Source organism: Plantactinospora sp. CNZ321, assembly GCF_004217235.1.
The window spans coordinates 2,280,020-2,292,565 of sequence record NZ_SHKQ01000001.1 but is presented as its reverse complement, the minus strand read 5'-3'; the positions used below and the strand labels follow the sequence as shown (position 1 = coordinate 2,292,565).

Genomic DNA, 12,546 nt, shown 5'->3' with positions numbered 1-12,546 from the left:
TCCAGCATGATCAAATGGACGCGCTCCCACGGCGTACCTTCCGAGCCCGGAGCGTTGCGGCCCGCGTCGGGGTAGCCGGCCGGAGGCCAACCGGTCCAGGTTGTTGCCGGGCACGATCCGAGGCGATATTTTGCGCGGGGATGTTAGCTATCCCGCGCCCGGTCCCGCCGCACACCCTGGGGGGAAAATGGTTTGGCCGCGAGCCTTGGGCTCGGTCCTATCCGTCGTACGACGCCTGATGCGGCGCCGTCGGCGGCGCAACCCTCGTGACCCGTTTCTCTACAAGTGAACCCCGAGGAAACGGGAATCGTCCGCCGCGGTCGCGGAGCCACGGGCACCGAGCCTGGGCGGCCGGCGCATAGCATCGGCGGATGACGAGCGCTCCCGACCCGCCCAGACGTGATCCGCGGCTGCGCCGCCCCCGGATCGCCACCCTGGTCGCGCTGGTCGGCACGCTGCTGACCGCGCTGATGATGCCGGGGATCGGACTGGCCCGCGAGGCGGACCCGGTGTGGACCGTGCTCGGCGCGGTCGGCATCATCGCCGTCGCCACCGCCCAGATCGTGGCGCTGTACGTCCTGCTCACGCCCTGGCTGACCACGTCGGCCCGGCGCCGGGCGCTGGTCGGGTACGCCGGTACGGCCGTCGCCTCCGTACCGCTGGTCGGTCCGGTCGCCGGCGGCGGCTGGCCGACCTGGGCCTGGCTGGGTGCCTCCATCGTCGGTACCGCGCCGCTGCTGCTCGGCCGCCGGACCGCGGCCATGGTGGTGGCGGCGACCGTCACGGTCACGGTCGCGGTGGCCAGGTCGACCGGTGGCGAGGTGTCGGACCACCTCCTGATCACCGGCGGCATCGGACTCTCCGTGGCGGCGATCGGCTGGTTCCAGGTCTGGTTCTGGGATCTGCTGGTGGCCGCAGAGCAGGGCCGGGCGGCCCAGGCCCGGCTGGCCGCCACCCAGGAGCGGCTCCGGTTCGCCCGGGACGTGCACGACCTGCTCGGACACCATCTCTCGGTGATCGCGCTCAAGGCCGAACTCGTGGCCCGGCTCACGCCGATCGACCCGGACCGGGCCGGCCGGGAGGCCGCCGAGGTGCAGCGGCTGGCCGTCTCCGCCCTGGCCGAGGTGCGGGAGGCGGTCCACGGCTACCGCACGATCGACCTGCGGGAACAGCTGACGGCAACCGCCGAGGTACTGCGCTCCTCGGGCGTACGGTGCACGGTCGAGCAGCCGGCCGGCGACGTACCGGCCGGGGTCGCCGCCCAACTGGCCCCGGTACTGCGCGAGGCGAGTACCAACCTGCTGCGGCACAGCCGGGCCACCTGGTGCACCATCGAGGTCGGTCGGGACGCCGACCGGTTCCGGCTGACCGTCGCCAACGACGGGGCGGGGCCGGCCGCGCCGGACCGGCACAGCTCGGGACTGCGCGGCCTCGCCGACCGGCTGGCCGACGCCGACGGGACGCTCCGGACCGAGCACCGCGACGGCGTCTTCACGGTCGAGGCCGTCGTGCCGGTCACCGGCGGGGCGGACGAGGCGACCGCGGGACGGGCGGCCGAGAGGACCGCGGGACGGACAGCCGAGGAGACGGCAGGTCGGGCGGGCGAGTCGGGGCCGCGGGTTCCGAGATCACGGAGGGGAGGCGGCGGTGGAGACGACGGCGGTGGGCGGGACGGGTGAGCGGGGGCGCACCGGCGCGGGCCGGCCGAGCATGATCCGGGTACTGCTCGCCGACGACGAGGAGTTGATCCGGGTCGCCGTCGCCGCCCTGCTCGACCTGGAGCCCGACGTCGAGGTGGTGGCGCAGGCCGGTGACGGCCGGGCCGCGGTGCAGGCCGCGCTGGCGCACCGCCCGGACGTCGCGGTGGTGGACCTGGAGATGCCGGCGCTGGACGGGCTGGGCGTCGCCGCCGAACTGGCCAGGGCGCTGCCGTCCTGCGCGGTGGTCATCCTGACCGGTCGTGGCCGCCCCGCGCACCTGCGCCGGGCCCTCGCCACCGGCGCCCGGGGCTTCCTGGCCAAGGGCGCCCCGGGCGGGGCGCTGGCCGACGTCGTCCGGCGGGTGCACGGCGGGGCGCGGTACGTCGATCCGACGTTGGCGGCGGAGGCGCTGACCGCACCCGAGTGCCCGCTGACACCGCGCGAACTGGAGGTGCTCCGGCTGGCCGGTACCGACGCGCCGGTCTCGGCGGTCGCCCGGCGTGCCTCCCTGTCGCAGGGCACGGTACGCAACCACCTCGCCGCCGTGGTCGGCAAACTCGGGGCCGGCAGCCGGGCGGAGGCGTACCGGATCGCCGTCGACAACGGCTGGCTGTGAGCCGTCGGAACGACACGACGTGGCCCCTCGGCGGGAGCACCATGATCCCGAACGGGAATTGAGTCGGGTCGACTCAAGTTGTCCTAGGTGCCGGTCGGGACGACCGGCCAGATTGCACCTGAGGAGAGCAGCCATGAGCACCCTGTCGCTGTGGACCCGGCGGGACCCGTTCGCGGAGTTCGACGCCCTGGTCCGCCACGCCTTCGGCACCACCACCGGCTGGCCGGCCGACCGGTCGACCGGCTCCACCCCGTCGACCTTCACCCCGTCGGCCGAGATCGTCCGGGACGGTGACGACGCGGTGGTCCGGGTCGAACTGCCCGGGCTCGACGTCGAGCGGGACGTGACCGTGGAGGTCGAGTCCGGCCGGCTGGTCGTCCGGGGCGAGCGGCGCGACGAGCGGGCCGAGGAGCGGGACGGACGCACCCTGCGCGAGGTCCGGTACGGCTCGTTCCGGCGCGCGTTCCGGCTCCCCGCGCACCTGACCGCGGACGCGGTCACCGCCTCGTACGAGGCGGGCGTACTCCAGATCCGGGTCACCGGCGCGTACGCCGACGACACCGGCGGAGCCCGGCGGATCGCCGTCACCTCCGGCAGCCCGACCACCCCGGCCCTCGGCTCGGGCGACGGGCAGCCGACCACCTGACCTGACCGTTCCTGACACCCGCACCACCGTTTCCAACCCTCGCACTCGCGGGCCCGGCCGGCTCCCGGTCGGGCCCGCCCCATGTCCCGATCGGGAAGCGCCGGACGGGTGCCCACAGTAGGACGTCGCTCCCGTACCGTGATGGCTGTGCGTGGCGTGGGCGCGAGACTCGGCATCGACTTCGGCACCTACAACACCGTCGCGGTGCTGGCCCTGCCGGGGCGGGAACCCAGGCCCCTGCTCTTCGACGGTTCGCCGCTGCTGCGCTCGGCGGTCTGCGCCGACACCGGTGAGCGGCTGCTGGTCGGCCGGGACGCGCTGCACACCGCGCTCTCGCTGCCACAGTCCTACGAGCCCTATCCGAAGCGCTGCGTCGACGAGGGCACCGTCCTGCTCGGCGGTCGGGAGATGTCGGTCGAGGAGCTGTTCGCCGCACCACTGCGCCGGGTGGCCAGCGAGGTACGCCTGATCACCAGCGAACCGGTCACCGAGGCGGTGCTGACCTACCCGGCCGCCTGGGGTACGCACCGCCGAGCGACCCTGCTGGCCGCCGCCAACCGGGTGTTGCCGACGGTACGGCTGGTCGCCGAGCCGGTCGCCGCCGCCAACTTCTTCGTCGATGTCGCCGGCCGGGACCTGCCGGTCGGGCGGTACGCCGTGGTCTACGACTTCGGCGCCGGCACCTTCGACGTGACCGTGGTGCGCCGCAACGCCGACGGCTTCGAGGTGCTGGCGACCGAGGGGCTCGCCGACTGCGGCGGGCTCGACGTCGACGCCGCGATCGTGGAGCGGATCGGTGCCGTGATCGGTCGCCGGGACGAGGCGCTGTGGGCCCGGCTGACCAGTCCGGAAACCACCTCCGACCGCCGGGCCAGCCAGCAGCTCTGGACCAACGCGCGGGCCGGCAAGGAGATGCTCACCCGCAGCACCACGACCCTGGTGCACGTGCCGCTCTTCGACGTGGACATGCCGCTGGGCCGGGAGGAGTTGGCGGAACTGGCCGCCCCGGTCGTCGCGCGTACCGTCGCTACCACCCGCGCCCTGCTCGGCCGCCTCGATGACGGCGCGTCGGCGGTCGCGGCGGTCTTCCTCTCCGGCGGGTCCAGCCGGATGCCGGCGGTCGCGACCGCGCTGCACCAGGCGCTGGACATCGCCCCCAGCGTCGTGGAACAGCCGGAACTGGTGGTCGCCGAGGGCAGCCTGCGGGTTTCGGTCGACTCCGGCGGTCCCGCCACGGTCGGGGCGACGGCACCGCTGCCGCCGGCCGAGCCCGCGACGGCCGGGACGGGTGCCGACCCCGCGACCGCCGGGGCGGGTGGCGGGGCACCGGGCGGGCGGTTCGGCCGGTGGGTGGCGCTGTCCCGGTCCCGGCGGGTCCAGGTCGCGGGTGCGGCCCTGGCGGTCGCCGGCATCCTGGGGGCGGTCGCCGTCGCCGTCGCCGGGACCCACGACCAGAACAGGGGTACGGAGTCGGCCGGTGCCGCCCCGGTCAGCGCCGGCGGGTCGGTGACGCCCAGCGCCAGCGCGTCGCCCCACCCGTCCGGCACGCCGACGGTGTCCGCCGCCGGGGTGGACAGCTGCATGATCGGCACCTGGCGGAGCCTCGGCATGCAGTCGGAGAAGAAGATCGACAACCAGTCCGTGCCGTTCAGCGGTGGTGCCGGAATCATCCAGACCTATACGGCGGACGGCAAGGTCACACTGAACTTCAACAAGTCCACCGACGAGATCGCGACCTACCGAGGAGTCCGGTGGCGGGAGCGGACCCGGGGCACCGCCTCGGCCAACGTCTACCACCGCAACGGCATCGAGTACGTCAGCGGCGTACGGGCCAAGGGAACCATCGTGCTCTACCGGGGCAGCAGCCGTAACGCCAGCGTGCCGCTGTCGCTGCTGCTGACGCCGACCGAGTACGTCTGCACCGGCGACACGATGCGACTTTTCGGTGCCGGTCCCAGCGAATGGGCCCGGGTCCGCTGACCGCGCCACCTCGGCCGGCAGGCCGCGGCGCCGGGGCCCGGGTCAGGGGTCGGGGGTCAGGGGTCCGGGGTCCGGGGTCAGAAGAGGGTCAGCGGCTCGGCCGGGATCGGCTCCGGCAACGCGTCGAGTTCGGGTACCCGGGCCCGCACCTCGTCGTGGAACCGGCGGGCGAGCATCGGCGCGTCGGCGTTGTCCGGAGTGTGCACGAAGACGGTCGGCGAGCGACCCTCGCGCAGCCAGCCGACGGTGACGTCGACCCAGTGCCGCCAGCCCTCGACGGTCCGGGCGGGGTCGTCGCGACCGAGGTACCGGACGATCGGCCGGTCGGTCAGCGCCACCGTCCGGAGCGGCATCCGGGGTTTCTTGGTCCAGGCGTCCCGTTCCGCGTCGCTGGTCGGAGGATTCTGGAAGAACGCGGTGGTGTCGAAGGGGATCCACTCGGCGGCCGCGTCGGCGAGTACCCCTTCGAGCAGCCGCGTCGCGCGCGGGTCGACGAAGAAGGCAGGGTCGCGGACCTCCACCGCGTAGCGGTGCGCGCCCGGCAACCGGCGCAGGAAGCGAGCGAGCACGGCGACGTCGTCGGGGGCGAACGATCCCGGCAACTGGATCCAGAGCGCGTGCGCCCGGGGACCGAGCGGCTCGACCGCGTCCAGGAAGACCCGCAGCGGCTCGTCGACGCCGGTGAGCCGGTGTTCGTGGGTGATGGCCTTCGGAACCTTGATCACGAAACGGAAGTCGGGGTCGGTCTGCCGTGCCCAAGACGCCACGGTCTCCCGGGTCGGAGTCGCGTAGAACGTGGTGTTCCCCTCCACCGCGTCACACCAACCGGCATAGCAGCGCAGCCGCTCGGCGGCCGGCAGCGGATGCGCCAGGAACCGCCCCTGCCAGGACTTGTGCGTCCACATCGCACACCCCACGGCCAGCCGCATCACAGATCCCTCCGTCGACGGAGCGGCCCTGGACCGGCCCGCCCCGCACCGGTCGGCTGGTCCGCCGCAATTCCGGTACGGTATACCGGCACCGCGCCGGGTTCTGCGCGCGTACGACGGGGTGGATGCGTGGATCGACGGCGGCCGGGTGTCACCCGCGTCGGCCACCCGTACGAGGTCCGCCCCGGCACGGGCGTGCTCTTCGACGTCGGATACCCGGTCGCGGTCCAACGGAAGGTCCTGCCATGCGTCATACCCCCTATGTCGGCAGCGGCCCGTACTGCTACGCCAACTCCTTCGCGATGTTGCTCGGCGAGCACGCCCCGTCGACGGCGGTCATCGAGGTCGCCACCGGTGGACCGTTCGGCATGCAACTCGTCGGCGGTAAGACGGTGTTCTTCGACGCGTACGGCTGGAATCCCGAACTGGGTTTCGACCAGGCACTGGCGGCGATCGGCTGGACCTCGACGGTCAGTGCGGGCGGCGACGCGGCCCAGGCCCTCGCCCGGCTCGCCGACGCGGCCGCGAAGGGCCCGGTCTGGGTCGGTCCGCTGGAGATGGGCCACCTGCGCCACCATCCCGAGCTGACCGGACCGATCGGCGCCGACCACTTCGTGGTGGTCCTCGACGTCACCGAGCAGCGGGTACTCGTGCACGATCCGCACGGATACCCCTACGTTCAGGTACCGGTCGACGACTTTCTGGCCGCCTGGCGGGCGGAGACCGTCGACTACGGCGACCCGTACACGATGCGTACCGACTTTCGGATGGTCGCGGAGGTCGCCGACGCCGACGCGATCCGGTCGATCGTGCCGACCGCGATCCGGCGGCTCAGCATGCGGGCCGAGTCGACGATGCCACCGGGCAGCCTCGGCAACGGCGAGGCGGCGGAACGGGTCGCCCAGATGGTGGAGGCAGGTGCCGGCGACGGGCTGCGGGAACACCTGATCTACTTCGCGATCCGGGTCGGCGCGCGACGGCTCGGCGACACCGCGGACTGCCTGCTGCTGGCCGGATACGTCGAGGCGGCGGAGATCGCCGCGGCCCAGGCCCGGCTGGTGGGCTCGATGCAGCATCCGATGGTGGTCCGGGACTTCCCGGCGGCGGCAGCCGCACTCCGCGAACTCGCCCCCACCTACGACCGGTTGCACGCCGCCCTCGTACGGCCGCAGCCCGGTACGCCGTAACCGCCGGGCCGGCGGACGGACGGCGGGGTCCGCCGGGCTGCCCCGGCGGACCCCCTACGACCGAGCCCTCGTTCAGACGTCCACCGAGATGCTGCCGATCGCGGGCAGCGGGGTGAAGTTGGAGTGCCCGGACTCGTCGTGACAGGACTGGGAACTGCTGCTGTGCATGCCGAGCGCGATCCGGGTGCCGTCGGCGTTGAGCTCGTACCATCCGCCACCGCTGTCACCGCCGCAGGCATCCTCGTTGTCGACGCGCACCATGCCCCGCCGGTCGGGGTCGCTGACCGAGCCGATCACGCCGCAGCGGTTCGTCCCGGTCAGGTCGGTGGCGTTCGCGGCCAGGCACGCCGTCTCGCCCACCACGAACTGTGCCATCGAGGTCGCGGCGCCGTTGATCCGAATGAAACGGTTGGCCGAGTTGTGGGAGTAGATCCGGCCGATGCTGTCGTTGGCGTAGGTGGAGTTGGTCACCTCGATGAAGGACACGTCGACCCGCCCGCTGTTCGTGGCGCCGCGCAGCGGGCCGATGTTCGTGCCGCCGGTCGACCAGGTGACCCCGACGCCGGTGGAGCAGTGGCCGGCGCTCATCAGCCACCGCACGTTGGGGGTGCGGGTGTCGTGCGCCATCCAGCCCAGCGAGCACCCCGACGGCGCGACAATGAGGCCGGCCCGGAGGCTGTCGTTGCAGTTGCTGCGCGAGGTGCAGACGTCCGGCACGTCCCGCACGGTGCTTCGCGCCACCAGTGCCACTCCGTCCCCCGCTGCCAGGGAACCCAGCGCGGACAGCTGTCGCGCCGGTACGGCGACCACCACCTGGTTGGCCTTGACGTCGATGCCCACGTTGTCCTCGGCGGCAAGACCGAGGGCGTCGGTACCGGCGCGCAGCGCCTCCGCCGAGCGCTCGAGTTCGGCGAAGCTGCGGCTCACGAGGTGGGTCTGTACGCGGACACCGAGGTCACGGCCGAGTGCCGCCGTGGCCGCCTCGGCAGCCTTGGTCGTCGTCGCGACGTGCAGTACGCCGGACGGCGGGTCGAACCAGGCACCGCCGAACGTCGCCGGGTCCTGGATGACCTTGCTGTGCAGTTGCCTGCGCCTGGTCTGCTGCGCGGCGGCGCTGCGTGCCGCCGCCGGCGACATCTCGGGGTGCGCCGCACGATAGGCCCGGGCGATGGTCTCCACGGCTCCGCCGGGCAGGCCCTGGTCGACGGCGGGTCCGGTCAACGCCGCGTCCGACACCGCGTCCGGGGCAGCGGCCGCGCTCGCGGGTCCCGCCAGCAGTGCGGCGAGGAGCATGGCCGCGCCGGCGATCATCAACCCACGCGGGCGACCACCGGTCAGAGGGGTTCTGGGTTCCATTCGCTGTCTCCTCCTAGCGCCCATCGGTGAATCCCGATGGCTGTGCTCCGAGGATGGCGGCGTTGCGGCGCCGGCGGCAGGGCTCGCGGCCGTCAGGACTGTCGCTGACAGTCAGCCGACCGCGTCCCCACGCGACTGACACCCCGTCGGGCAGCTGCGATACTCACATCGATGGACGCCTTTCCGGTTGTGCGTGGGGGTGGCACCGATAGGACGGCTTAGGATGCCCCTGGTGCCGGACGGGCCGATCCGGCTCTACTACCAGCGGCTGCATGACCTGCACGCGTCGGCAGGCTGGCCGAGCATGCGCGAGTTGCAGCGGGCCAGCCGCAGCGAGCGCCGGCCCCGGGGGATCAACCCGACCACCATCCACGACGCATTCAGCCTGCCCCGCCTCGCCAGGTGGGCAGTGGTGGAGGAGATCGTGACCCGGCTCGGGGGCGACGTCGACGAGTTCGGCCGGCTGTGGCGGCATGCCCGGGAGGTGCAGGCCCGCGAGGCGGACCTGGCGGTGGTCGCTCCCGGCGCACCCCCGCCCCCCGCCGCCGTGCCGAGGGAGTTGCCCGCGGAGGCATTCGGCTTCACGGGCCGTCGGGACCAGCTCAAATGGCTGGCTGAGCTGGTGGCTGGCGACGGGACGCCGGTGGTGGTCGCGGTGATCGCCGGTACGGCGGGAGTGGGCAAGACGGCCCTCGCCGTGCACTGGGCGCACCAGGTCTCCGAGCGGTTCCCGGACGGCCAACTGTATGCGAACCTGCGCGGATACGCGCGAAGCGATCCGGTACTGCCGGTCGAGGCGCTCGCCCAGTTCCTCCGCAGCCTCGGCGTGCCGGCCGACGAGATACCGACGGAGCAGGAGTCGGCGGCCGCGCGGTACCGTTCGCTGCTGGCCGACCGCCGGGTACTGGTGGTGCTGGACAACGCGGCGGACGCCGCGCAGGTCCGGCCGCTACTGCCGGCCGGCGCGGGTTCGCTGGTGCTGGTCACCAGCCGGGACCGGCTCTCCGGCCTGGTGGCGCGCGAGGGTGCCCGCCGGTTGAGCCTGGACGTGCTCGGTGCCGACGAGGCGCACCTGTTGCTGGCCCGGATCCTGGGCGCCGACCGGGTGGCCGCCGAGCCCGACGCCACCGGCGAGTTGGCCCGGGCATGTTCGTTCCTGCCGCTGGCGCTGCGCCTCGCCGCGGCCGCGGTGATCGACCGGCCAGGGCGCCGGATCGCCGACCACGTCGCCGAGTTGCGCCGCGACACCCTGGCGGGACTGGAGATCGACGACGAGCAGTCCGGGGTGCGGGCCACCTTCGACCTGTCGTACCGGGCACTGGCCCCTGACCTGCGGCGACTGTTCCGGCTCTCCGGACTGGTACCCGGCCCCGACCTCACCCCCGAGTCCGCCGCCGCGCTGGTCGAGACGACGACGACCGTCGCCGGCCGGCTGCTGGAGCGGTTGGCGGCGGCGCACCTGCTCACGGAACATTCGACGGGCCGATACACCAGCCATGACCTGCTGCTCCAGTACGCCGCGGAGAGTTCACGAACGGAGGACACCGCGGACGTACGACAGGCTGCGCTGCGCCGGTTGTTCGACCGGTACCTACAGCGGGCCGACGCGGCGGCGAGGCTGCTCTACCCGGACCGGCTACGCCTTCCGGTACCGGTGGCGGCGGTTCCGGCACCCGCCTTCGACGACGCCGCGACCGCGATGGCCTGGCTCGACGCCGAGCGGGGCAACCTGGTCGCCGCCATCGCGTACGCCGCCGCACACGGACCCCGGTCGACCGCATGGTTGCTGGCCGACACGCTGCGCAGTTACTTCTGGCTGCGCATGCACACCGTCGACCTGACCCGCGCCACCCGGGACGCGCTGCGCGCCGCCGAGGCCGACGGCGACCCGCGGGCCCGGGCCAGCACGCTGCTCAGCCTGAGCAACATCGAGCACCGTCAGCGGCGGTACGTCGAGGCGATCGCGCACTGCACCGCCGCCCTCGCCCTCGCCGAACGCAGCGGGTGGGAGCAGGGGCAGGCCACCGCCCTCGGCGTACTCGCGACCGTGCACCGGGACGCCGGCAAGCTGGAGCAGGCCGCCGAGGTCTACGGTCGCGCGTTGACGCTGTACCGCCGGGTGGGTTCACTCGACGGCGAGGCACTCACCCTCAACCACCTCGCCCGAACGTACTGGTATCTGGCCCGGTTTCCCGAGGCTCTCGAGTCGGCCACCCGAGCACTGGCACGGCGGCGGCAGGCCGGATCACGCCAGGCCGAGCAGGCAGGATCACGCCAGGCCGAGCAGGCAGGATCACAGGCCGAGCAGGCAGGATCACGCCAGACCGAATCACGCCAGGCCGAGGCCGCGGCTCTCAGCACCCTCGGCGAGATCTGTCACGCCACCGGCCGGCTCGACGAGGCCCTGGACCACCTCAGCCTTGCCCTGACGCTGAACCGGCAGGCCGGCGACCGCGGCGCGGAGGCATACACCCTGCGCGACCTCGCCGAGGTGTACCGCGACCACGGACAGTCCCGGCAGGCGCTGGATCTGGCACGTACCGCGGTTGCTCAGGCCCGTCTGCTCGGTGACGTCCGGATCGAGGCTGACGCCTTGAACACGCTCGGCGCCGTCTACCACCACCTCGGCCAGGAGCGGGACGCCGTGCAGCACCACGAGCTGGCTCTCGAACAGACCCGCGCCAGCCACGACCCCTTTCCGCGGATCGAGGCGTTCCTCGGCCTTTCCGCCGCGTGGCACGGCCTCGGCCGGGCGGCCGAGGCCCGCGAGTACGGGCAGCGCGCGCTCACCGAGGCCCGCCGGACCGGGTTCCGGATCCTTGAGAAGCGGGCCGACAGGCTGCTCGGCTCGTGGGGCCGGGACGACCCGCAGCGCAGATCCGAGGATGCTCCGCACCCCGGCGGAGAAAGCGGAGCGGATGTTCCCCGAACTGGTCAGGCCCGGTGAGCAGGTCGAGGAAGGCGTCCTCCCCGCGCCGGGAGCAGCCGGGATCGATTGTCGGTGCCGAGCAGGCACCGCCCAGGAGCGCCGAATCGGCCGCAATCGACCTGGCGGTGCCTCAGTCCGGGCCGCCGCCGTTCCGGCGAGTCCCTCGGGCAACACTGTCCGACCGGTGGCAGTGGGGCGCAGCCCGCACGAACGGCTGCTTGAGGTGCGCGGTGGCGAGCAGGGCACGGCGGGAGCCGGCCTCGGCCAGCAGCGCCTTTCGGCTTCGGCGGGCAGAATCCTGGTCGTCTTCGTACAGGTAGCCGACGTCGGGGTTGACCAACTGCACGGCGTGCACCAGAACGTCGCCGGTGATCGCAATCTGTCGTCGGCTGTGCTCGACGAGCACGGACTGGTGCCCCGGTGTGTGTCCCGGGGTCGGCACCACGCGAACCCTGGTACCAGCGCGGCCGGCGGGTCCGTTCGAGCGCCCGACCAGCGAGGCCGCTCCCCGCACCTCCCATAGTTGCCCGGTCCGGCGAAGCGGCTCGACAACGTAGCTCAGCAGCGCCGGGTCGCCGGCTTCCAGAGCCATCACCTCGTTGCGCTGGAGCACATACCGGGCATTGGGGAAGACTGGCGTACCATCCGGCAAAACCGACCAACCGATATGATCGCTATGTACGTGCGTCAGCACCACCATGTCGACGTCGTTGACTTCGATACCTGCCTCAGCAAGCCGCTCTGGCAGGTGGCCCGGTACCGGCGCCCAGCTCGACGCCGGGCTGCCGACCGGGCCCACACCGGTGTCGACCAGGATCACCCGACCGCCCGGCCGCCGGATCGCGTAGCACCGGAAATCCAGGTTCCACTCGTCGTTCGGGCCGAACGCGGCGGGATCCAGGTCCGCGGCTGCCTTCCAGTCGGCAGGTGTCGCGGTGGGGAAAGCGGTCTGCCGGGTCGTAAAGAACGAGCCGGCCGCGTCGTACAGTGCCATGACGTCGAAGCCACCGACCGACCGGATGGCGGTCGCGGTGTGGCCGTGCCTGGTACCAGCTGTGGTGTGGCCGAGGCCAGCGACGGTGCTGGTCGCCGACGCGGCGGTCTGGCTGCCAAACTGGGACGCGCCGACGCCAAGGGCGGTGGCTGCCAGCAGGAATGTTCGGCGTGCGATCGGGTGACGGCTGTTGCTCACTGCTCTCCCTC

9 protein-coding genes are annotated in these 12,546 nt (G+C 72.9%); 6 read left to right on the top strand and 3 right to left on the bottom strand.

Features of this window, described 5'->3' with window-relative positions; all coding sequences use genetic code 11:
- Positions 1-371: 371 nt before the first annotated feature.
- From EV371_RS10205 to EV371_RS10190, 4 genes are all read left to right on the top strand, one after another.
- Complete coding sequence (locus EV371_RS10205; protein WP_130461831.1) at positions 372-1,679, top strand: histidine kinase; 1,308 nt, start codon at positions 372-374, stop codon at positions 1,677-1,679.
- Positions 1,680-1,710: 31 nt separating this feature from the next.
- Positions 1,711-2,316 carry a response regulator gene (locus tag EV371_RS10200; protein WP_130465798.1) on the top strand — a complete coding sequence of 202 codons (606 nt, stop codon included), beginning with the start codon at positions 1,711-1,713 and terminating at the stop codon, positions 2,314-2,316.
- A 133-nt stretch (positions 2,317-2,449) separates the two neighbouring features.
- Positions 2,450-2,962, top strand: coding sequence for an Hsp20/alpha crystallin family protein (locus tag EV371_RS10195; protein WP_130461830.1), 513 nt, complete (start codon positions 2,450-2,452; stop codon positions 2,960-2,962).
- A 147-nt stretch (positions 2,963-3,109) separates the two neighbouring features.
- Complete coding sequence (locus EV371_RS10190) at positions 3,110-4,942, top strand: Hsp70 family protein (RefSeq protein WP_165436653.1); 1,833 nt, start codon at positions 3,110-3,112, stop codon at positions 4,940-4,942.
- A 77-nt stretch (positions 4,943-5,019) separates the two neighbouring features.
- Here the strand turns inward: EV371_RS10190 and EV371_RS10185 are convergent, their stop codons facing one another.
- Entirely contained in the window at positions 5,020-5,847 is an 828-nt protein-coding gene (locus tag EV371_RS10185; protein ID WP_207230727.1) for a DUF72 domain-containing protein, read from the bottom strand.
- Between the two features lie 269 nt (positions 5,848-6,116).
- Between EV371_RS10185 and EV371_RS10180 the strand changes: the two genes are divergently transcribed.
- Positions 6,117-7,058 carry a cysteine peptidase family C39 domain-containing protein gene (locus EV371_RS10180; RefSeq protein ID WP_130461827.1) on the top strand — a complete coding sequence of 314 codons (942 nt, stop codon included), beginning with the start codon at positions 6,117-6,119 and terminating at the stop codon, positions 7,056-7,058.
- A 72-nt stretch (positions 7,059-7,130) separates the two neighbouring features.
- On the opposite strand, the gene EV371_RS10175 is transcribed toward EV371_RS10180, so the two are convergent.
- Positions 7,131-8,414 (bottom strand): chymotrypsin family serine protease, encoded by a 1,284-nt coding sequence (locus EV371_RS10175; RefSeq protein WP_130461826.1) that lies wholly within the window; start codon positions 8,412-8,414, stop codon positions 7,131-7,133.
- A gap of 223 nt (positions 8,415-8,637) precedes the next feature.
- On the opposite strand from EV371_RS10175, the gene EV371_RS10170 reads away from it, so the two are divergent.
- Positions 8,638-11,361 (top strand): tetratricopeptide repeat protein, encoded by a 2,724-nt coding sequence (locus tag EV371_RS10170; protein ID WP_130461825.1) that lies wholly within the window; start codon positions 8,638-8,640, stop codon positions 11,359-11,361.
- Between the two features lie 112 nt (positions 11,362-11,473).
- Here the strand turns inward: EV371_RS10170 and EV371_RS10165 are convergent, their stop codons facing one another.
- Entirely contained in the window at positions 11,474-12,535 is a 1,062-nt protein-coding gene (locus EV371_RS10165) for an MBL fold metallo-hydrolase (RefSeq protein ID WP_486484564.1), read from the bottom strand.
- Positions 12,536-12,546 lie beyond the last annotated feature (11 nt).

What these genes read in the sequence shown, in the direction of transcription:
- EV371_RS10205 (WP_130461831.1), top strand. Translation starts at nt 372, where the DNA reads ATGACGAGCGCTCCCGACCCGCCCAGACGTGATCCGCGGCTGCGCCGC.
- EV371_RS10200 (WP_130465798.1), top strand. Translation starts at nt 1,711, where the DNA reads ATGATCCGGGTACTGCTCGCCGACGACGAGGAGTTGATCCGGGTCGCC.
- EV371_RS10195 (WP_130461830.1), top strand. Translation starts at nt 2,450, where the DNA reads ATGAGCACCCTGTCGCTGTGGACCCGGCGGGACCCGTTCGCGGAGTTC.
- EV371_RS10185 (WP_207230727.1), bottom strand. Translation starts at nt 5,847, where the DNA reads ATGTGGACGCACAAGTCCTGGCAGGGGCGGTTCCTGGCGCATCCGCTG.
- EV371_RS10180 (WP_130461827.1), top strand. Translation starts at nt 6,117, where the DNA reads ATGCGTCATACCCCCTATGTCGGCAGCGGCCCGTACTGCTACGCCAAC.
- EV371_RS10175 (WP_130461826.1), bottom strand. Translation starts at nt 8,414, where the DNA reads ATGGAACCCAGAACCCCTCTGACCGGTGGTCGCCCGCGTGGGTTGATG.
- EV371_RS10170 (WP_130461825.1), top strand. Translation starts at nt 8,638, where the DNA reads ATGCCCCTGGTGCCGGACGGGCCGATCCGGCTCTACTACCAGCGGCTG.